Raw genomic sequence first — 21253 nt, forward strand, 5'->3', positions numbered from 1 at the left:
CAATCGAAAACGACACAACCCGAGACGAAATCGGGAAATGCGAAACTAGGTAAGTTCTGGAGCCCTTAACGGCCCGCGTGAGGTTACACCCAGCGAGTGTTCGCCGCGCCGGTGCTGCCGAGGCGAACACCCAAGCACCCGCCGAAACGCCTTACTGAATGCACTCTCTGAGTCATAGCCCAGCGAGCATGCAATTGCCGCAATCGGCTCTGCAGACGTCTTCAACTTCTCGCCGGCAAGCAGCATGCGCCAACGCGTCAGGTATTCCATCGGGGTAGCACCCGCAGTCTGTTTGAACCGCAGCGCAAAGATCGACCGCGACATCCCCACGCGCTCCGCCAGGCTCTGCAGCGTCCACGCGCGACCCGGCTCCTCATGCATGCACGCCAGCGCCGCGCTCATCTGCTTGTCGGTCAGCGCAAACAGCCAGCCCGTCCCGGCCTTCGCGTCATCCGCCAAATGCAGGCGCAGTGCCTGGATCAGCATCATGTACGCCAGTTGCTGCGTAATCAACGCGCCGCCCGGCTGCGGATTGCGCAGCTCTTCCCTCATCCGCTCCAGGGACCAGCGCATCACGGCTCTGTCCGACTCCTTCGCGATGTGGACGATGGGCGGCAGCGATTGCAGCAATACAGAAGCGTGGCTGCCGCTGAGCATGAAGTGCCCACCCGCAAGGTAGTTGCCGGTGATCTCCCGTTCGGGTAATGCAGCAGCGGCCCGAATCTGCGGCAGCAAAGTGTAGAAGTCGATCGGCGTCAGCGACAGATCCGTTGCCAGGCTGAACGGCAGACCGCGCGGCAGGATGAAACACTCCCCTGCTATCAGGTGCACTGGCTCCGGCACGCCCTCCACCCGCAACCAGCAGTGCCCCGACACCACCGCATAGCACTTGATGCCCGCATGCTTGCCAAACTGGATGGCAAGATCAACGCCCACACCAAACCCGCCGGACGAGTAACTCTGCGGCTTCAGGAGCGCCAGCACCTCAGACAGTGGATCCATAGCAGCCCTCCGGACGATCGCGCCAGAACTACGGACGCACAGCATAGATCGTACCGCTCCTGGATCCCATCTGAATCCCACAGGCCGCGAGAGCACCTGACTTCCACGAAAAGGAAACACCCCATGCGAGTCTTCCTCACCGGCGCCACAGGCTTTATCGGCACCTACATCATCCCGGAACTCCTCCAGTCCGGCCATCAGGTCATCGGTGTCACACGCTCAGAGGAAGGTGCCAACACCCTTCGAGCCGCAGGCGTGGAACCCTTCATGGGCACGCTGGAAGACCCAGCAGGCCTCGCCCGCGGCGCAGCCCAGGCCGACGGAGTCATCCACTGCGCCTTCGATCACAACTTCACCAACTTCGCCGCCAACTGCGAAAAAGACCGCGCGGCCATCTCAGCCATCGGAGAGGTCCTCAAAGGCTCAGACCGCCCCTTCCTCGTGACCTCCGGCGTCGGCATCGGCTCCTCCGATGTACCCGGCGAGCCCGCCACGGAAGACAGAATCAACCTCGCCCACCCCAACCCGCGCACCGCATCGGAGCAGCTCGCAGTCTCCCTCGTTGAGCAGGGTGTGAACCTCTCCGTCATCCGTCTCCCGCAGGTCCACGACACCGTGAAGCAGGGCCTCATCACCTACTTCCTCACACTCGCGCGCGAGAAGGGCTACGTCGCCTACCTCGGTGAGGGCCAGAACCGCTGGTCCGCCGCCCACGTCACCGACACCGCACGTCTCTACCGCCTCGCACTCGACAAGGCGACACCCGGCGCTCGCTACAACGCCGTAGCAGAGGAAGGCGTGCCCGCCAGGGACATCTGTGAAGTCCTGGGCCAAGGCCTGAAGATGCCCGTCAAGTCCCTGTCAACGCAGGAAGAGATTAGCGACTACTACGGCTGGATGGCCATGTTCGCTGGCATGGACCTGCCCGCATCCAGCGAGCAGACGCGCAAAGCCCTGGACTGGACCCCAACCGGCCCCGATCTCATCACCGACCTGAAGAACATGCAGTACTAACCAGACACACCGTCAACGCAGAAGGGAGAGGCTTTCGCCTCTCCCTTCTGTCATGCTCTCAATTTCCCGCGCAAAGACTAAGCGCGTCTCCGGTGCCGCGAGTGCTTCTTCCCGCTGTGCGGAGCAAACGTCCACTGCCGCACCGGGCCGACATCCACGTGGATGAACTGGCCCTTGGGGTAGTACCCAACACCGCCCGCGCCCAGCGACAGCGCGGCATCGCGCAGAGTTGCTGCCGAAACACCCGGCAGGCGAAGATCAATGGCCTTGGCCTCAATGTGCTGCGAATGCTCCGCGGCGTTTGTTGTGCCGCTCGCGCGCAGTGCATCATTGGTCTCCTGGGTACGGTAGGCCGACAGGATATTGATCACACCCGTCGACTTTCCCACCTTGGCCAGCATGGTGTGCAGCACATCGAAGGTGCGCGGATCAAACGTGGTGACTTCCTGGTTGTGGCTGTCGCGCAGGAAGTTGCTGAGCTTATCCAGCGCCTCGGGGACATACGTATCACCCACGCGGTAGACGACATCGATCATCTCGCCGCTCGGATGCACCAGCTTCAACTCGTACTTCTGTCCCTCGACCGGTAGTTCCGCTTCGTCATCCGGCAGCAGCCCCATGCCGGGCAGTGCAACATTCACGAAAGCATGCGCAATGGCCCGCAGGCGAGGATGCCGGCGCGATTCAAATCGGCGAGCGCTCGCCGAAGGGGTGACCGCACCAAGCAGCACAACAACACAGAGTGTGGAGAGAAGACCAACAGAAGCGAACGGACGGAAGGGCCGGGGGAGACGCAGTGTCAAAAGCAAAACTCCTGGATTTGATTCGCACCGCCAACGCTGGGAACAGACCTTCGCCTATCCGCGAAGAACTGCCAAGGCCGAACGGGAGAGGCGGTGCACACGAACGACAGCCCTCCCCTCGATACTAATCGACACAAACGCGTCTCCCGGAGTCCGCCGGCCCACATCCGGGGGAGCGCCCACGCCAAAATGGGGAGTATCCGATGCAAAAACCGGGAAAACCGTTACTAAGTGCCCATCTACGGTGCCACACCCGGCACTAAATGGCGCGACGGTGCAGACGTTTCAGGCCGAAAAGCTGGGCCGACGGTCCTCACGCCCTAGGTTCCCGTTGCCAAACCCTGCGCCGCAGGGCTACGGTTTCTGCTAACGAAAAAGATCTCTCAGAGCGTAGTCATAGGTGACACCTGTGCCTACGGGGGCATTCCCTTGATCCTGAAGTATGTGCGGTCCGTTGTAGTTCTCGTCCTCCTGGCACTCTCTTACGCAACACCCATGCGGGGTGACGACTTTTATGTCTCTCCAAAGGGCGCGGACACGAATCCCGGCACAAAGGCGCGGCCCTTCGCCTCACTCGAACGCGCAAGAGACGCAGCACGAGCAGCTAAGCATGACGCCCCCATCACCATCTGGTTGCGCGCTGGCGACTACCGCAGAACAACAACGTTCGCCCTCACCTCAGCAGACAGCGGGACCGCAGCCATGCCCGTGGTCTATCGCGTCATGCCCGGAGAGAAAGCACGCATTGTTGGCGGCGCGACGGTCAGCAAATTCAAGAAGTGGAGCGGAGAGATCCTGCGCGCCGATCTACGGGCACAAGGCATCACCAGCTACGGAGATCTCCTATCGCGCGGCATGGGCCGGCCGAACCTCGCAGCACTGGAACTCTTCTTCAACGGCAAGCCGATGACGCTGGCACGCTGGCCAAACACGGGCTGGGCCTACACCGGCGCAGCCACGAAAGACAAAGCGCCGAACCAGTTTGCCTACCAGGGCGACCGCGCAGCGCGGTGGGTCAACGCACCCGATGCATGGGTGCACGGCTACTGGTACTACGACTGGGCCGATCACTACGAACGCATCGCCGCGATCGACACGGCGCACCATCTCATCGACACCGCAGCGCCTAATCCCACCTATACCTACCGCGCCGGGCAGCGCTGGCAGGTGGTGAACGTCCTGGAAGAACTGGACGAGCCGGGCGAGTGGTATCTGGATCGCACAGCGGGCGCGTTGTACTTCTGGCCGCCGTCTCCCCTCCCCTCGGGAACGACAGAGGTCTCCTTACTCGACAGGCCGCTGGTCAGCATCGAAGGCTCGTCCTACGTGGAGTTCCGCGATCTCGATTTCGAACTGACACGCGCCGATGGCATCGTCATCCATGACGGCAACCACAACCGCATTGCGCACTGCACCATCGCCAATACCGGCAACGCAGGCGTGGTCATTCGAGGCGGAGCAAACGACTCCGTAGAAGACTCAGAGGTTCGCGCAACCGGCGATGGCGGCATCGTCCTCGATGGCGGAGACCGCAAGACGCTCACCGCCGCCGCACACCTTGCAGCACGCAATCACATCCACGACTACGGCCGCTGGTCGCGCACCTACACACCCGCCGTCAACGTGTCGGGCGTGGGTAATCGCGTCGTCGGCAACACGATCGACCACGCTCCACACTTCGCCATCTGGGTGCACGGCAACGAGCACCAGATCGAGAACAACGACGTCCATACCGTCGCGATGGAGTCAGGCGACGTGGGCGCTTATTACATCGGCGCAGACACCACCGAACGCGGCAACACCGTGCGCGGCAATTACTTCCACAACCTCGGTCTCGGAGACGTCAACGCCGTCTATCTCGACGACGAATCCAGCGGGTCGCTCGTGACAGGCAATGTCATTCGCGGAGCCGCTCGCGGCGTCAAGATCGGCGGTGGCAACGACAACGTCCTCGAAAAGAACCGCTTCGTTGACGACGACATCGGCATCCACTTTGACGCACGGGGCATGGGCTGGCAAAAAGCCTACTTCGACGGCACCAACCCCGCTCTCCTCAACCGCCTGAAGGCAATGCCCTACAACGAAGAACCATGGCGCAGCCGGTACCCCCAACTCCCACGCTTTCTCAACCAGACGCCAGGTCTCCCCACCGGAAACGCCATTCACGACAACGAGTGCTGGTGCAGGCTGTGGGTCGACTACCGGGACAAGCTGACCGAAAAGAACATGGACTCCTCCGGCAATCAGGTCCACACCGAGAAGGCCGTGTGGAACCCCGACTGGGTAAAAGGCATGGGCCTCGACATCGATACGCCCCTGGTCACGCGCCGGCTGACAGGGGTCAGTCCGACGCAGGCAAAGTTGACCATCGAGAACCAGGGACGCAGCACGCAGTCCGGCGCGTTTGCCCTCTGGATCGAACCCGGAGCAGATGCCAGAATCGTAACGCCACCGGAGATTCCCTTCTCCCTCAAGCCCGGAGAAAAGACCGAACAGACAATCACCATCGAGCACCGTACCCCGGTTCACCTCGGCGCCTATCTCAAGGGTGAAAGCTTTATTCCCGCCGGCATCACGATGAAGTAACGCACCGTCTTGCCCACATGCTTCTACTAGGGATGCAGCGCAGGAGTCTGCGCTCGCAACCACTGCAACAGACCCGCTGGATCATCCGTAATGATGGCGTCCACATGCGCGTCGGCCATGCGCTTCCAGCCTTCCGCTGTGTTGATCGTGTACGGCGCCACTTGCAATCCAGCCTTGTGCGCAGCAGCCACCGACTCCGGCGTCACCAGCGAATCATCCGGACTCAGAATGCCCGCGCCCGATACCTCCGCGATATGCGGAAAGTCCTTGTTCGAATCCTTGATTCCCATCAGCGAGTCATACTTCGCCATCCCAAACAACGCCGACAACCGGATCTCCGGATCGATCTTCTTCATCGCAACCAGCGTGCGGAAATCGAAGCTCTGCAGGATCACGCGCGACTGTAACTTATGCTTCCGCACCGCAGCATCGATCATCCGCACGAACTCCTCCGGCGTAGGCGTGTACTCCGGATGCAGTGGCGAGATCTTCGTCTCGACATTGAAATCGAACGTACCCTGCGGAGCCAGGTCCAGCACCTCATCAAAGGTCGGGATCGTCGTATGCGGCACCGCCACCTGCTGCGGGAATGCCTTGAGCGTCCTCGATCCGCAGTCATACTGCTTTAGCTGCGCCAGCGTCAGCGAGTGAATCAAAGTACCCGGCGCAACCACCGGCCCCACACACTGCCGTTCATTCGCCAGGACGGACTTCATGAAGGCATCGTCAGTCACCGGCGGTGTCAGGTAAGGAAAGTGCGACACCACCAGCACGTTATCCTTCGTCACTGCCAGATCAAGCTCCAGCACGTCCGCGCCATTCTTGATCGCATACTCAAACGCAGGCAGCGTATTCTCCGGCCGCGCCGCACGACCACCACGGTGCGCATGAATCAGAATGGTTTCACCAAGACCGGACAGGGTAACGAAGAAGAGACATGCAAATACGAAGAGCGAAGACACTTTCTTGGGCATGACTTACATCTACGCGGACCACATGAAAGCCGCGTCAAGTTCAAAGACAAACGCGTGAAGACAGGCGCGGAGGCGGTAAATCTGGCAACATGCCAACCTACGCCACCAGCTGAAAACGGACCAGGTACCTCGGTTAGGATGGGGCACCCACCAATTCCCCCTTGGAGCTGTCATGCCCCGCATCTTGTGCCGCCCTCTCTCTTTGCAGCGCTGCGTCCTTGCAGCGTCTCTGACGTTCGCCGTCACGGCCGCCGCACAGGTAGTCACAGTCGACACCAAACCCGTCGTCGGATCCTCAAACCCTGCCACGGCAGAGCCGCCAGTAACACGGCCTACCTCCGCGCCCTGCACCGTCACACTCTTCGACAATCAGGTCTTCAAGGACTACAGCGCCAAGCCACTTACCTATGCACCGCCCACCGGTTGCCGCGGCCACTGGGCGAAGGTCGTCCTCACCGTCGACTTCACCGTCACCGCCGGCCGCCAGTTCGACCGCACTGCTTCGCTCTACCTCGGCAACGCCAACATCTTCTACGGCACCACGGCCGAACCGCGCGCGGCTCTGAGCCCGTCCTGGCACGTCGAGCGCGATGTAACAGACCTCTCGGCTCTCTTGAAGACTTCGCAGTCGGGACAGGCCATCGTCTACAACGTGGTCGACAGCACCTACACCGGCATCATCTACGGCACGGCGAAATTGCTCTTCTATCCTGCCGACTTCAGGAATCCACCCGCGGTCGTTCCGGACGTCGTCATCCCGGTCAGTGGCACCAACAGCCCATACGAACTCGACACCACCAGCTCGCAGCTCACCACCTCGGTGGTCGCTCCGCGCAACACCGTTAAGGCCTACCTGGACGTCATCGCGCAAAGCCAGTCCAGCGACGAGTTCTGGTACCTGTGCGCCCCGAACGACGTCGCAGCCAAGCTCCAGAGCTGCCCCAGCACCGCCTTCCGTGAAACTGAAATCACCATCGACGGCAAGCCTGCGGGCGTCGCTCCCGTCTATCCATGGATTTATACCGGCGGCATCGATCCGTATCTCTGGGAGCCCATCGTCGGCGTCCAAACGCTCAACTTCAAGCCCTACCGCGTAGACCTCACTCCCTTCGCCGGCGTGCTCAGCGACGGCGCACCGCACACCGTGGGCGTTAGCGTCTACAACGCCACCAGCTACTTCCTTGCCACGGCAAACCTACTGCTCTACACCGATCCCTTCCGCGCGCAGACAGGCGGCGGTCTGCTTGAAAACACACTCAGCCTTGCACCCACGCCGCTGGTCGTTGAGAAACTCACAACAGACGCCTCCGGCACCACAACAGGTACCGTCACCGTCGACTCCGCACGCACCTTCACCGTCAAGGGCTACGTCAACAGCGCTCTCGGTCGCGTCGAAACCACCGTCGAGCAGAAGGTCAACTTCAACAGCGCACAGACCTTCAACGTTGGCACCAACGACATCCAGAACGCCGTGCAGACCAGCACGGTCAGCAGCAAAACGACTAGCCAGTTGGGCTTCCTGAAGGAGACAACGGACAAGCAGATCTCGTTCCCGCTGACGCTCAACTATGCCTACACCGTCAACAACGACGGCACCTCGGCGCAGGTAGTCACGAGCGATCAGAAAGACGTTGAGACCGAGACGAAGTCCATCAACGGCCTGCCCATCTTCGGCAGCAGCCGGAACGAGGTAGTACACACAACCGACACGCTCAACTACAGCGCAGCCGGTGCGCTCGTCTCAGCAACACCAACCAGCGCCTCGGCCACTTACAAGGCAGAAGACACACTCGGTAAGTGCTTCAGCCGCCAGGTAACCTCCACAGCCCGCGCCGTCACCAATGTCACCGATGGTGCAGGCTGCCCGGTGAAACGCTGATCCAACGCAACAATGAGAAAGCCCCATGTCGGAGACCGGCATGGGGCTTTCCACTTCGTGCCGCACTCGAACAAAACGCGAGTCGCGCATGAATGCAGTAGAACCCTCGTGGTCGCGGAACTCTAGCGACCATGCGACGGATCGCGTTCCGCTGCAACGTCCAGGTCAAGCAGCATCCCCGGCAACTCCGGCACGTAACAGTTGCCGTCACTCGCGTAGGTCTTCATGCAGGCCCGCGTTATGGCAGGCCGGCGAGGACTCTGGGAATACTGCCAGGCAATCGCTCCTGGTGTTCCACTCGCAGCCATAGGCGGTGGCGTCACCGTGCATCCGTTCGAAGGCGGACAGCTGTCCTGAGCGACGAACAGCGCAATCGGATGGAGATGCTTCGCCGCCACCACCTCGCGAACATTCTGTGCCGTCGTAATGGTCTTACCCGGTCCGTCCGAAACCGGCTGGCCGCTCACATAAGCCCCCGCACGGAAGCCTCCGGCGCTAACGGCCTCTGTCCACGCAAAGAGGTAATCCGCTTGCTCCGCGAGCAGACGGCCACCCTCTTCCTGATCAAGGAACAGCGTTGCCCCCGAAGGGAATCCCTCCCGTAATGCCGCCTGTATCGCGTCGTGAGCGTCGGCCTTGCCGAGTGCAACAGCAGAAGTACCGCGCTTCGCCTTGGCCAGGATCTCCTTATCAAGGCGACCGTTCCACAAAACCAGGAAACCCAGATTCTGCGACTTGATCAGCGTCCGCTTTCCCTGCCAGCCGTTCGACTGCATGCCCGGCGGGTTGTTGAGCCAGTAGCCAACAAAAGCAAAGCGCTTCGCGATCGTCGGCAGGACCTGGTCGCCCGGGTACAGGTTTCGGTCGAGCCCCAGAAAACTACCCGCCGGCTTTTCAGAAGAACCCATCTGGGCGTGGGCCTGTGCAACGGAGCAGCATGCAAGCCATCCCGCAAAGAGCATTGGCGTGAAGCGGTGGACCAGGCTGCGCTTGAACATGCAAACTCCTCGTTGCGAACGCCGCCCTACGATCGAAATGGGTCGCGTCTGGCGCTCGCTCCAAGAATGATAGGCGAGTCTGGATCTTGCTCAGCAACGCAGCGCAAAAGCAGTTCCGCAAAAGCAAAGGCCGCAGCGAACTGCGGCCCTTACTGTTGCACGAACTTTCTCGTCAAGCGTAGGCGCTTACACCGCCTGCCCTAGCTCGGCAACGACGGCAGCGAACTTATCGAGGATCTGGTTCCAGCCCTCGACCTGGCCACTCGTCTTCGCAGTCTCCATGCTCTCGTTTCCAATGAGCGTGAGCTTGGTCTTACCGTTCCCCAGATCCTCAAACGTAATCACGTCGTTGGCATCCTCGATCGCCTCGTGCTCCATGCCGTAGTGCTCAGGCTCGACCTTGTTCCCCTGCGAATCGGCAAAGTACATCGACAAGACAATCTTCTCGTTGGGAACAATCTCGCGATATTCCCCACCATTCCAAAACTCCTGCCCGTCCGGCGACTTCATGCAGATCAGGAACTTGCCGCCCACTCGAAAATCCATCTCGTAAACCGGCGTCGTAAAGCCCTTCGGCCCCCACCACTGCATCGCGTACTTGGGGTCAGTCCACGCCTTCCAGACCACTTCCCGTGGAGCGTCGAACACTCGTGTGACAACCATCCGCTCTGTCTCGCTAACCGCGTCTTTCGTCATCATCTCTTCCCCTCCGTCTCTTTCATTTGCTTCACAACCACATCCAGCTTGTCGAAACTCTCTTCCCAGAATCTGCGATAGGAAATGGCCCAATCGCTGACTGTCTTGATCGCCTCAGGACGAAGTGTGCACACACTCTCGCGCCCACGCTTCGTCTTCATCACAATGCGCGCCCGCACCAGGTACGCAATATGTTTCGAGATCATCTGCTGCGACAACGAAAATGGTTCCGTCAGGTGATGAATAGAAGCAGGCCCCTGCGAGAGCCGCTCGACCATCGCCCGTCGAGTCGGATCAGACAAAGCCGCGAATGTCGTACCCAATCTATCCACAACCATATGGTAGTGGGTTTCTTCCATCTGTCAAGACGGTTTTTCGTCGTTTAACGACGAGCAGCAGAAAGGGCCGCAGCTTTCGCTACGGCCCTTTCTGTTATTGCTTCTGAGTCCCGCCTAAGCCTTCATTTCCGTCCTTGAACACGTCGCGCGAGCGACGTCGAGAACGGCACGAAGTGCCTACTTGATGATCTCGGAGATGGTGCCAGCGCCGACGGTACGACCGCCTTCGCGGATGGCGAAGCGGAGGCCCTTTTCCATGGCGACGGGCGTGTGCAGCGTGATCTCCAGAGCGATGTTGTCGCCCGGCATCACCATCTCCGTGCCAGCCGGCAGCTTCGCCGATCCGGTCACGTCAGTGGTGCGGAAGTAGAACTGGGGACGGTAGCCGTCGAAGAACGGGGTGTGACGGCCGCCCTCTTCCTTGCTCAGGACGTAGATCTCGCCCTTGAAGGTGGTGTGCGGCGTGATCGAACCCGGCTTGGCAAGAACCATGCCGCGCTCAACGTCGTCCTTGGCGGTACCGCGGAGCAACAGACCCGCGTTATCACCAGCAAGACCCTCGTCCAGCTGCTTCTTGAACATCTCCACGCCGGTAACGGTCGTGTTCTGCGTGTCGCGGAAGCCAACGATCTGTGCCGGCTCGCCGACCTTGATCTTGCCACGCTCGATACGGCCGGTAACAACCGTGCCACGACCCGAGATCGAGAAGATATCTTCGATCGGCATCAGGAACGGCAGGTCGACCAGGCGGTCAGGCTGCGGAACGTTCTTGTCGACAGCGTCCATCAGCTCGTCGATCTTCGCTTCCCACTGGGCTTCGCCGTTCAGTGCGCCAAGCGCCGAACCACGGATGACGGGAACGTCATCGCCAGGGAAGTCGTACTTGCTGAGCAGCTCGCGAACTTCCATCTCGACCAGGTCGATCAGTTCTTCGTCTTCAACCGCATCGCACTTGTTCAGGAACACAACGATGTACGGCACGCCAACCTGGCGAGCGAGCAGAACGTGCTCCTTCGTCTGGGGCATCGGGCCGTCGGTGGCCGCCACTACGAGAATGGCACCGTCCATCTGCGCTGCGCCCGTGATCATGTTCTTGATGTAATCGGCGTGGCCCGGGCAGTCAACGTGAGCATAGTGACGGTTCGCCGTCTCATACTCAACGTGCGACGTCGCGATCGTAATACCGCGCTCGCGCTCTTCCGGTGCGTTGTCAATCGTGTCGAACGAACGGAAAGAGTTCTTCGGGTTGTGCTTGGAAAGAACCTTCGTGATCGCAGCCGTCAGCGTCGTCTTGCCGTGATCGATGTGACCAATCGTGCCCACGTTAACGTGCGGCTTGGACCGGTCGAACTTTTCCTTACCCATGATGTTTCTCCTCTTGCCTTACGGCGAAGTTCTGAAGCTAAACCCGTACGGCGTACGCCGCGTGAAGCTTACGCAGAAGTGGCACAGCAAAGCTGTGCCCCCTCTTCAAATCAGGTTCTGAAGGCCGGGCACAAAGCCCGGCCCACAGAACGATGTACTGCCGACACCTAGCGGGTATCGCGGCCCTGTGCCTTCGCGATGATCTCTTCCGAAACCATGCGCGGCGTCTCCTCGTACTGCTTGAACTGCATCGAGAAGTTACCGCGGCCCTGTGTGGATCCACGCAGGTTGGTCGCGTAGCCGAACATCGTGCTCAGCGGCACCGTTGCCTTGATCGCCTGAACGCCGCCGACCATCTCCATGCCTTCGATACGACCGCGGCGGGAGTTGAGGTCACCAATAACCGTGCCCATGTAGTCTTCCGGAACGGTCACTTCGACCGACATCACCGGCTCCAACAGGACAGGCTTTGCCTTGCGAGCAGCTTCCTTGAACGCCATCGATCCGGCGATCTTGAATGCCATTTCGTTCGAGTCGACGTCATGATAGCTGCCGTCGTACAGGGAGACCTTCACGTCCACCATCTCGAAGCCAGCGAGCACACCACCGGCCATGGCTTCCTGAATGCCCTGGTCGATCGGTTTGACGTATTCCTTCGGAATCGCGCCGCCCTTGGTGTCGTTCGTGAACTCGTAGCCCTTGCCCACTTCGTTCGGCGAAATGCGGATCTTAGCGTGACCGTAGTTACCCGAACCACCCGACTGACGGATGTACTTACCCTCAGCCTCCGAGTTGCTGCGGATCGTCTCGCGGTAGTTCACCTGCGGCTTACCGACGTTCGCCTCAACCTTGTGCTCACGCATCATGCGGTCGACGATGATTTCCAGGTGAAGCTCGCCCATGCCCGAGATGATCGTCTGGCCATTAGTGATGTCCGTGCGAACGCGGAAGGTAGGATCTTCCTGCGCAAGCTTGGCCAGCGCCATGCCCATCTTCTCCTGATCGGCCTTGGTCTTCGGCTCAACGGCAACTTCGATAACCGGCTCCGGGAAGTCGATGGACTCGAGCACGATCGGCGCCTTGTCGGTGCAGATCGTATCGCCCGTCACAAGGTTCTTCAGGCCCACAGCGGCGCAGATATCGCCGGCCAGAATCTCCGTGATCTCTTCGCGCTTGTTCGCGTGCATCTTCAGCAGACGGCCAATGCGCTCCGTCTTGCGGGTACGCGGATTCAGAACGGAGTCGCCCGTCTTCAACACACCCGAATACACACGGATGAAGATCAACTGACCGACGAAAGGATCCGTCATGATCTTGAAACCAAGTGCGGAGAACGGCTCGGTATCTTCCGGCTTGCGGATGATCTCGACTTCAGCATCTTCCGGATCGTGACCGATCATCGGCGGGATGTCCAGCGGGCTGGGCAGGTAGTCGACAACCGCATCCAGCAGCGTCTGAACGCCCTTGTTCTTGAACGACGAACCCATCAGAACCGGGAAGATCTTCATGGCGATGGTCGCCTTGCGGATCGCGTTCTTCAGTTCGGCAACCGTCGGCTCTTCGCCTTCCAGATACTTCTCCATCAGCGCGTCGTCCGAGTCCGCAACGGCCTCGATCAGGTGCTGACGGAACTCCTTCGCCTTGTCCAGAAGATTGGCGGGAATCTCTTCCACGTCATACTTCGCGCCCATGGTCTCGTCGTGCCACAGGATGGCCTTCATCTCGACCAGGTCGACCACGCCGGCAAACTTCGCCTCAGCGCCGATCGCAAGCTGGATCAGGACAGCATTCGCACCAAGACGCTCACGGATGGTGCCCGTTGCGTACTCAGCGTCGCCGCCGTTCTTGTCCATCTTGTTGATGAAGCAGATACGCGGAACCTTGTACTTGGTAGCCTGGCGCCACACGGTCTCAGACTGCGGCTGCACACCGGCAACGGCATCGAAGCAAGCCACGGCGCCGTCCAGCACGCGCAGCGAGCGCTCCACCTCGGCCGTGAAGTCCACGTGGCCGGGCGTATCGATGATGTTGACGCGGTAGTTGTTCCACGTGCAGGTCGTCGCAGCGGACGTGATGGTAATACCGCGCTCCTGCTCCTGCTCCATCCAGTCCATGGTGGCAGTGCCTTCGTGAACTTCACCAATGCGGTGATTCACGCCGGTGTAGAACAGAATGCGCTCGGTCGTCGTCGTCTTACCGGCGTCGATGTGGGCCATGATGCCGATGTTGCGGCATTTGTCGAGTGTGATAGTGCGTGCCACGTTGTGTTCTTCTTCTCCGGAACTAACTTCCGGTGTCCTTCGCAGATTCAGGAGTAAGCCAGACCGCCTGACTTACTCCTGATTTGCTTGACCAAACTACATTGAGTTACTCGCGAGAGTGCGCAGCGCCTACCAGCGGTAGTGAGCGAAGGCCTTGTTGGCCTCAGCCATGCGGTGCACGTCTTCCTTCTTCTTCATCGCGGCGCCGCGGCCATTGGCAGCGTCCAGCAGCTCGGCCGTCAACTTGTCGACCATGCCCTTCTCGCCGCGCGAACGGCCGTACGACACGAGCCAGCGGATTGCCAGCGAGGTGCGGCGCTCCGGGTTCACTTCGATCGGCACCTGGTAGTTCGCACCACCAACACGGCGGGACTTCACTTCCAGAAGAGGCTTGACGTTCTCAACAGCCTTCTTGAAAAGCTTCAGAGCCTCGTCGCCACCCTTTGCTTCCAGGTTCGTCATGGACTCGTAGAAGATCTTCTGTGCGGTCGACTTCTTGCCGCCCCACATCATGCTGTTGACAAACTTTGTAACGAGCTGCGAACCGTACACCGGATCCGGAGCTACCTCGCGCTTGGCGATATGACCTTTACGTGGCATCTTTCTCTCTCTTCTTCTTCCTCCAGCGCCGTAGACCTCTCAAGCATCTGGACCTGTGGTTCAAAGCAGCGGGCAGAACTCAATCCACCCGCTGCCGGAATTCCTTGAATCTCAAAACTACTTCGCGACAGCCTTCGGACGCTTTGCGCCGTACTTGCTGCGGCTCTGCTTGCGCTTCGCAACGCCAACAGAGTCAAGCGTTCCGCGAACGATGTGGTAACGCACACCCGGCAGATCCTTCACACGACCGCCACGAATAAGGACGATCGAGTGCTCCTGCAGGTTGTGGCCTTCGCCCGGGATGTAGCTGGTCACTTCGATACCGTTCGTCAGACGAACACGCGCAACCTTACGGAGCGCCGAGTTCGGCTTCTTCGGTGTCTGGGTATACACACGGGTGCAAACACCACGCCGCTGTGGCGATCCCTGCAATGCCGGGCTGGCCGTCTTGTAGTTCGGCGCAGTGCGGCCCTTCTTCACAAGCTGATGAAACGTAGGCACGGTAACTCCCTGAAACTCTTGTCTAAACTGCTGAACTTTGGGTGTCTGCTTGAACCGCGCACTGTCAGGAGTGGCGATCTCAGGCTTTCTCTGACGGGCTGCGGCGCCGAAAAAAGCACCTGCAAACCCCTCCAGCCCTCGCAGTCGCAACCTACACGCACCACGGGACGGAAACCTCGGAACCCTTCTACTGTAGCAATTCACCGCTGGAGCGTCAACGAACGGCGCGAAATCTGTTGACAACCAATCCCACTCCAACTGAAATTGTACTCAGGCCCGAGCGGATTGGCGTCCGCCCGGGGTTTTGAGGTGATCGACTCACCTCAGGAAGTGCTTCAGAATGAGCAACGCAAGTCCAATCAGCGCCAGAATTACCTTCTCTGACGCAGAAACAGACAGGCGAAGCCCAGGTTCTTTGGGCATCATCCACCTCTCACAATGAAATGCGCCTTCGGGGACTTCATCTCCCCGAAGGCGATTCGCTTTTCAGGGCGAATGTCGTCTGTTCGGGGTGCCCGTAAGCGCCGCCAACACTGTGAGTGGTGACGGCAGTATTCCTCAACAGCCCTGTACTATCTGCCGCTTACCCGCCGCTCGAATCCTGAAGCCTGCAATGATCTACCCCGTAATCCACCCGATCAAAGCCCGATTCACCGCCTCCGGTTGCTCCAACGTCGATCCGTGTCCACAGTCCTTCACGATCACCAGGCGAGCACCCGGAATCGCCAAAGCCATCTCCTGCGCGCGCTCCACCGGCGTCAGAGCATCGCCATCCCCCACCAGCACCAGGGTCGGCACCTGGATCGCCGCCAGTCCCGGCACGCTGTCCGGTCTCTCGATAATCGCCTCCGTCTGCCGCTTGAAACCCTCCAGACCAACCGCAGCAATCATCCGTTCCGACACCTCCCGAAGTCGCTGGTCGTTCTGACGGTCCGGATGAAAGATCGCCATGGCCACCCCGGCGGCCAGCGTCTGAAAGTCCTCACTCTCCGTGCGAGCCAGGATCGCCCGCCGATTCGCCGTCTGCTCCGGCGTATCCGGCCGCGCAGACGTATCCAGCAGCGCCAGCTTCATCACGCGCTCCGGAGCCTGCCGCAGGATCTCGAAGCTTAGGTAACCGCCCATCGAAATACCGGCAAGCGCAAAACGCGGCGGAGCATTCTCCAGAATCGACGCCGCAATCTCGCCCATGGTCTTTCCAGTCAGCGTCGACGCAACGGTAACCGGGCCGTAAGGCCACAACGCCTCCACCTGCGATCCAAAAACCTCCGCAGAACACAACAATCCAGGCACAAGAACAATCGGTGTCATTCACCCTCCCCTGCCTTGTTGGATGCACCACTCCAAACCTCGCCCGCCCTTCGATTCCTCGCGCGCTATGAAGCCGTTCACTTCCATCGTGCCGCAAAGAAAAGCCCACGGACGTTGACCGGCTATGCGTCCTAAATTGTCTTGCCTCCCGCCTTCCCTTCCCTGCTAGCCTTTCCCCATGCGCTTTCCTGTACTTGCCTCCACGGCCACACTGGCTGCCAGCCTACTCGTCGCTCCGAATGCCACGGCCCAGCGGCCCGGATCGGACACAACGAATGTCTTCACACCCGAGATGAAGTTCTTCGCCAATCCCGACCCGCGCATCGCGCAATACGAGGCATCGCAGGGCACAGGAACACCCGTCCGCTCCATCGGCGCCGTAGAACTCTCGCCGGACGGCAAGAAGATCGCCTGGATGGTCGCCAATGAACCGGTCGCTGGCGCTCGCCGCGGTGGCGGCATGCAGCTCCACATCAGCCCGGCACTCTCGCCCAGCCCGTCCGAACCGGCCATCTCCGCAGGCGACGGCTGCTTCAGCAGCCTGCCCCGCTGGTCGCCCGACGGCGCAACCCTCGCCTTCGTCGGCACCTGCGCCGACCACCAGCCGCAGATCTACCTACGAAACAGCGCAGGCAAGGTCTCCCAGCTCACCCACATCAAGGGCACGCTGACCTCACCCGCATGGTCGCCCGACGGCTCCTCCATCGGCTTCCTCTACGTTGAAAACGCCACGCGCTCCGCCGGCGCACTCGCCGCCATGAAGCCGCCCGCCGGCGTCATCGGCCAGGACGGCGTTGAGATCCAGTGGGTCGCCGCTGCCAACGCCAAATCCGGCGAGATCAGCGTCGTCACACCCAAAACCCTGCACGCCTATGAGTTCGACTGGGCGCCCGACTCGAAGCACATGGCCTTCGTCGCCGCCAACCCGCCCGGCGAAAACACCTGGTGGATCGCGCAGATGTACACCGTCGCCACGGGCGATCCGGCCAGCGCCAAGTCCATCCTGAACCCCGTAACCGCAGGCGGCTCGCTGCACGGCCTTCAGATCGCCGTCCCCCGCTACTCGCCCGACGGCCGCAACATCGCCTTCATCGGCGGCCTCATGTCCGACCAGGGCTCCACCGGCGGCGACATCTACCTCATGGGCTCCGACGGCAGCGGCCTGCAGGACCTGACCACCGGCCGCAAGTCCACACCCGTCTACATCGCCTGGGCCGACAACGACCACATCGCCTTCTCGGAAGATCAGCCCGGCAAATCGCACCTGAGCGTCCTCGGCACCAACGGCAAGGAACTGCTCGAAGGATGGACCGCGCCACAGTCCATCAGCAGCGGCCGCGCCTCACTCTCCTTCTCCTTCTCGCCCTCCGCCAAGATGGTCGCCTTCGTCTCGGCAGGTCCGGACAAGGCAGCCGAGGTCTACGCAGGCGACCCGCGCGGCCTCCGCGCCGTCACCCAGATCAACGAACACGCCACCGGCGCCGCCAGCAAGACCGTCTCACTCGAGTGGGAAAACGAAGGCTTCCACGTTCAGGGCTGGCTCACACTGCCCGAAAACTACGACGCCAACAAGAAGTACCCCATGATCGTCAGCGTCCACGGCGGCCCATCGTCTGAGGTCGGCCCCGGCAACGCAGGCGGTGGCAACGGACTCTACGCCCATCTCGGCTACTTCGTCCTCTCGCCCAACCCCCGCGGCTCCTACGGTCAGGGCGAAGCCTTCGTCCAGGCCAACCGCAAGGACTTCGGCTACGGCGATCTCCGCGACATCCTCAAGGGCGTCGACACCGCCGAAATGAAGTACAGCATCGACGACAAGCGCCTCGGTCTCACCGGCTGGAGCTACGGCGGCTTCATGAGCATGTTCGCCATCACTCAGACCAACCGTTTCCGCGCCGCCGTCGCAGGCGCCGGCATCAGCAACTGGCAGAGCTACTACGGCGAAAACTCCATCGACCAGTGGATGGTGCCCTTCTTCGGCGCCACCGTCTATGACGATCCGGCCGTCTACGCCAAGTCCTCCGCCATCAACTTCATCAACAAAGTCACCACACCCGAACTCATCCTCGTCGGCGACCGCGACGGCGAATGCCCGGCACCGCAAAGCTACGAGATGTGGCACGCACTCCGCGCACTCGGCAAGAAGACCGAACTCGTCGTCTACCCCAACGAAGGCCACGGCTTCAGCAACCCCGCCCACTCCGCCGACCGCACCGCCCGCACCGTGGCATGGTTCGAAGACAACATGAAGTAAGCGCTCCACAACAAAGCAGGAAAGGCCCGGCGAATTCTGCCGGGCCTTTCCTGTTCACGCAGCTTCACAGGAAGCGAATCCCAGGAAACCGCACAAAAATTGCTGTGACTGCTATCCGGCATGGCGTCTCTCAGACACCGGCGGAGTGCAACGCCCCTCGTTTTGAAACCCTCCATCTCAACAAGAGCCCAGCCTATTCCGGCTGCCCGCTCAACAGTTACTTGGAGACACAAGCAATGAGTTCCAGCAAGAACCCCATCTCGCGCCGCAAAGTCGTCACCAATCTGGGCGCAGGCATCGCAGGCGCCGCGCTGACCGGCGCTATGCCCGCCGCAGCGCAGGCCCAGACCAAGGGCGGTCCCACCGTCGCACCCTTCGTCGATCCCACCACCAAGTACCCCAGGCCGCCCTACCCCGGCCAGACGCAGCCTTGGCCCGGCCTCGCTAGCAAGATGACACCGCGCCCCGACCACGGCGAGACCAGCTACAAGGGCTCCGGCCGCCTCGCAGGCCGTAAGGCACTCATCACCGGCGGCGACTCCGGCATGGGCCGCGCCGCAGCCATCGCCTACGCCCGCGAAGGCGCTGACGTCGCCATCAGCTACTACCCAACCGAAGAACCCGACGCACAGGAGGTCATCGCACTGATCAAGGCAGAGGGCCGTAAGGCCGTCGCCATCCCCGGCGACCTCCGCGAAGAGAGCTACTGCAAGTCCCTCGTTGCCAAAGCCGTCGCCGAACTCGGCGGCCTCGATATCGTCGTCTCCAACGCCGGCCGTCAGCAGCAGTGCGAAGATCTTCTGCAACTCACCAGCGAAGCCTTCGACGCCACGATGAAGACCAACATCTACGCGCCCTTCTGGATCATCAAGGCAGCGCTGCCGCACCTCAAGCCCGGCGCCTCCATCATCGGCACCACCTCCGAGCAGGCCTACGATCCCTCTCCCAACCTCTACGACTACGCCCAGACCAAGGCCGCGACCATGAACTACATCAAGTCGCTCGCCAAGCAGCTCGGCCCCAAGGGCATCCGCGTCAACGGCGTCGCACCCGGCCCCATCTGGACACCGCTGCAGGTATCCGGCGGCGCCACCCAGAAGAAGCTCATCAACTTCGGCGGAGACTACCCGCTCGGCCGCGCCGGCCAGCCGGCTGAACTCGCCAGCATCTACGTCCAGCTCGCCTCCAACGACGCCAGCTACACCAACGGCAACATCTACGGCGCAAGCGGCGGCGGCGGCCAGCCGTGAAACTCACCAAAGCGGCTTTAGCCGCCGGGATAGATACAGCTGCCAGGTAAGAGCGGCTTCAGCCGCCGGGATAGAAACAGGTACTACGTAAGAGCGGCTTCAGCCGCCGAGATGAGCATCTCGGCGACTGAAGCCCTTTTCTCTGCCAATGACTCGGAGCATTCACAGACGCCAGATCACCCGGGAGTAAGCTCATGCCAAGGTGAGCATGAACGTACTGGTCCTCAACGGCGGATCGTCCTCGATCAAGTTCTCGCTCTTCCACGTCACCGACGGCCAGGCTGAACCGAAACTCCTGCTCGACGGCGAACTCAGCAACATGGCCGAGCCGAAAGCGAAACTCACGCTCTCCCACCCCAAACAAGAACACTCCGTGCCAGGCGCCGGCACCCACGCGGAAACCATCGCCATCGTCCTCGACGCCGTCGAGAAGGCAGCCGCCGGCACCATCGAAGCCGTCGGCTACCGCGTCGTCCATCCCGGTCCACACCTCCACGACCACGCACTTATCACCGACGCCCTCCTCAAAGAGCTCGAAGCCGCAGCCGACTTCGCCCCCTTGCACGATCCCGAAGCCATCGCCATCATCCGCGAAACCATGCAGCGATTGCCCGCCGTGCCGCACGTCGCATGCTTCGACACTGTCTTCCACCAGACGATGCCGCCTGAAGCCAGCACTTACCCCATTCCCAAAGACCTGCGCGATCGCGGCATCAAGCGCTACGGCTTCCACGGCCTAAGTTGCGAATCCGTCGTCCGCCAGCTCCAGCAGACAGGCCAACTCCCGCACCGCATCGTCATCGCCCACCTCGGCAGCGGCTGCAGCGTCACCGCAGTCCTCGACGGCCAATCCATCGACACCACCATGGGCTTTACTCCAACCGGCGGCATCGTCATGGGCACACGCCCCGGCGACCTCGACCCCGGCCTCATGCTCTACCTGCTACGCCAGGAGACCGCCACCGATGCAGCGAGCAAAGTGGAACAGATGTTGAATCACCGCGCTGGTATGGTCGCTCTCACCGGCCTCGCAAACGACATGAAAGCCGTGCGCGAAGCGGCCACCAACGGCGACGAAGCCTCACTCCTCGCCATCAAGGTCTTCACCCGCAGCATCCGCAAGGCAATCGGCGGCTTCGCCTGGCTCATGGGAGGCCTCGACGCCATCGTCTTTACCGGCGGCATAGGCGAGCACGACGCCGCCACTCGCTCCGAAGTGATGCAGGACACAGAAGTCTCGCTCGATTCATCGCACAATGCGACACAGGGTACGGGCATTCGCCGTATCAACGCACCACACTCCAGGACGGCGGTCTACGCCGTTACCGCCCAGGAAGATCTTGTCATCGCCCTGCACGTGAAACGCATCGTCTCGGCAAACGCATAGAACGACCATCCGGTGCCGCGGTCCGGGCATCGCA

17 protein-coding genes are annotated in these 21253 nt (G+C 61.1%); 6 read left to right on the forward strand and 11 right to left on the reverse strand.

Annotated elements, in window-relative coordinates:
- Nucleotides 1-45: 45 nt before the first annotated feature.
- Nucleotides 46-1002, reverse strand: a complete 957-nt coding sequence (locus TERRO_RS18320) for an AraC family transcriptional regulator (protein WP_014787201.1) — start codon at nucleotides 1000-1002, stop codon at nucleotides 46-48.
- A 123-nt stretch (nucleotides 1003-1125) separates the two neighbouring features.
- Here TERRO_RS18320 and TERRO_RS18325 point away from each other — a divergent pair, with 123 nt between their 5' ends.
- The gene (locus TERRO_RS18325) at nucleotides 1126-2016 is read left to right on the forward strand and encodes an SDR family oxidoreductase (protein WP_014787202.1); all 891 of its coding nucleotides are present in this window, start codon (nucleotides 1126-1128) and stop codon (nucleotides 2014-2016) included.
- A gap of 77 nt (nucleotides 2017-2093) precedes the next feature.
- Here TERRO_RS18325 and TERRO_RS18330 read toward each other — a convergent pair whose 3' ends face one another.
- Complete coding sequence (locus TERRO_RS18330) at nucleotides 2094-2819, reverse strand: YcbK family protein (protein ID WP_014787203.1); 726 nt, start codon at nucleotides 2817-2819, stop codon at nucleotides 2094-2096.
- Between the two features lie 429 nt (nucleotides 2820-3248).
- Here TERRO_RS18330 and TERRO_RS18335 point away from each other — a divergent pair, with 429 nt between their 5' ends.
- Entirely contained in the window at nucleotides 3249-5405 is a 2157-nt protein-coding gene (locus TERRO_RS18335; protein WP_014787204.1) for a right-handed parallel beta-helix repeat-containing protein, read from the forward strand.
- A 26-nt stretch (nucleotides 5406-5431) separates the two neighbouring features.
- Here the strand turns inward: TERRO_RS18335 and TERRO_RS18340 are convergent, their stop codons facing one another.
- Entirely contained in the window at nucleotides 5432-6379 is a 948-nt protein-coding gene (locus tag TERRO_RS18340; protein WP_014787205.1) for a glycerophosphodiester phosphodiesterase family protein, read from the reverse strand.
- Between the two features lie 172 nt (nucleotides 6380-6551).
- Between TERRO_RS18340 and TERRO_RS18345 the strand changes: the two genes are divergently transcribed.
- Nucleotides 6552-8258 carry a peptide-N4-asparagine amidase gene (locus TERRO_RS18345; protein ID WP_014787206.1) on the forward strand — a complete coding sequence of 569 codons (1707 nt, stop codon included), beginning with the start codon at nucleotides 6552-6554 and terminating at the stop codon, nucleotides 8256-8258.
- Nucleotides 8259-8380: 122 nt separating this feature from the next.
- On the opposite strand, the gene TERRO_RS18350 is transcribed toward TERRO_RS18345, so the two are convergent.
- The 8 genes from TERRO_RS18350 to TERRO_RS18385 all read right to left on the reverse strand — a co-directional run bounded on the left by TERRO_RS18350 (nucleotide 8381) and on the right by TERRO_RS18385 (nucleotide 16328).
- A complete protein-coding gene (locus TERRO_RS18350; RefSeq protein ID WP_014787207.1) occupies nucleotides 8381-9256 on the reverse strand; it encodes a glycoside hydrolase domain-containing protein in 876 nt (291 codons plus the stop codon).
- A 186-nt stretch (nucleotides 9257-9442) separates the two neighbouring features.
- On the reverse strand, nucleotides 9443-9955 hold the full coding sequence (locus TERRO_RS18355) for an SRPBCC family protein (protein WP_014787208.1): 513 nt from the start codon (nucleotides 9953-9955) through the stop codon (nucleotides 9443-9445).
- The gene (locus TERRO_RS18360; protein ID WP_014787209.1) at nucleotides 9952-10311 is read right to left on the reverse strand and encodes an ArsR/SmtB family transcription factor; all 360 of its coding nucleotides are present in this window, start codon (nucleotides 10309-10311) and stop codon (nucleotides 9952-9954) included. Before TERRO_RS18360 ends, TERRO_RS18355 begins: the two co-directional genes overlap by 4 nt.
- A gap of 156 nt (nucleotides 10312-10467) precedes the next feature.
- A complete protein-coding gene (tuf, locus tag TERRO_RS18365) occupies nucleotides 10468-11655 on the reverse strand; it encodes an elongation factor Tu (RefSeq protein WP_014784803.1) in 1188 nt (395 codons plus the stop codon).
- Between the two features lie 167 nt (nucleotides 11656-11822).
- A complete protein-coding gene (fusA, locus tag TERRO_RS18370; protein ID WP_014787210.1) occupies nucleotides 11823-13916 on the reverse strand; it encodes an elongation factor G in 2094 nt (697 codons plus the stop codon).
- Between the two features lie 129 nt (nucleotides 13917-14045).
- Nucleotides 14046-14516 (reverse strand): 30S ribosomal protein S7, encoded by a 471-nt coding sequence (gene rpsG, locus TERRO_RS18375; RefSeq protein WP_014787211.1) that lies wholly within the window; start codon nucleotides 14514-14516, stop codon nucleotides 14046-14048.
- Between the two features lie 117 nt (nucleotides 14517-14633).
- Nucleotides 14634-15017, reverse strand: a complete 384-nt coding sequence (rpsL, locus tag TERRO_RS18380; RefSeq protein WP_014787212.1) for a 30S ribosomal protein S12 — start codon at nucleotides 15015-15017, stop codon at nucleotides 14634-14636.
- Between the two features lie 618 nt (nucleotides 15018-15635).
- Entirely contained in the window at nucleotides 15636-16328 is a 693-nt protein-coding gene (locus TERRO_RS18385; RefSeq protein ID WP_014787214.1) for an alpha/beta fold hydrolase, read from the reverse strand.
- A 178-nt stretch (nucleotides 16329-16506) separates the two neighbouring features.
- Between TERRO_RS18385 and TERRO_RS18390 the strand changes: the two genes are divergently transcribed.
- The 3 genes from TERRO_RS18390 (at nucleotide 16507) to TERRO_RS18400 (ending at nucleotide 21219) form a co-directional block, all read left to right on the forward strand.
- On the forward strand, nucleotides 16507-18582 hold the full coding sequence (locus tag TERRO_RS18390; RefSeq protein WP_014787215.1) for a S9 family peptidase: 2076 nt from the start codon (nucleotides 16507-16509) through the stop codon (nucleotides 18580-18582).
- Nucleotides 18583-18818: 236 nt separating this feature from the next.
- A complete protein-coding gene (locus tag TERRO_RS18395; RefSeq protein WP_014787216.1) occupies nucleotides 18819-19832 on the forward strand; it encodes an SDR family oxidoreductase in 1014 nt (337 codons plus the stop codon).
- A gap of 208 nt (nucleotides 19833-20040) precedes the next feature.
- Nucleotides 20041-21219, forward strand: a complete 1179-nt coding sequence (locus tag TERRO_RS18400) for an acetate/propionate family kinase (protein WP_014787217.1) — start codon at nucleotides 20041-20043, stop codon at nucleotides 21217-21219.
- Nucleotides 21220-21253 lie beyond the last annotated feature (34 nt).

This window comes from Terriglobus roseus DSM 18391 (genome assembly GCF_000265425.1).
Taxonomy (GTDB): Bacteria; Acidobacteriota; Terriglobia; order Terriglobales; family Acidobacteriaceae; genus Terriglobus; species Terriglobus roseus.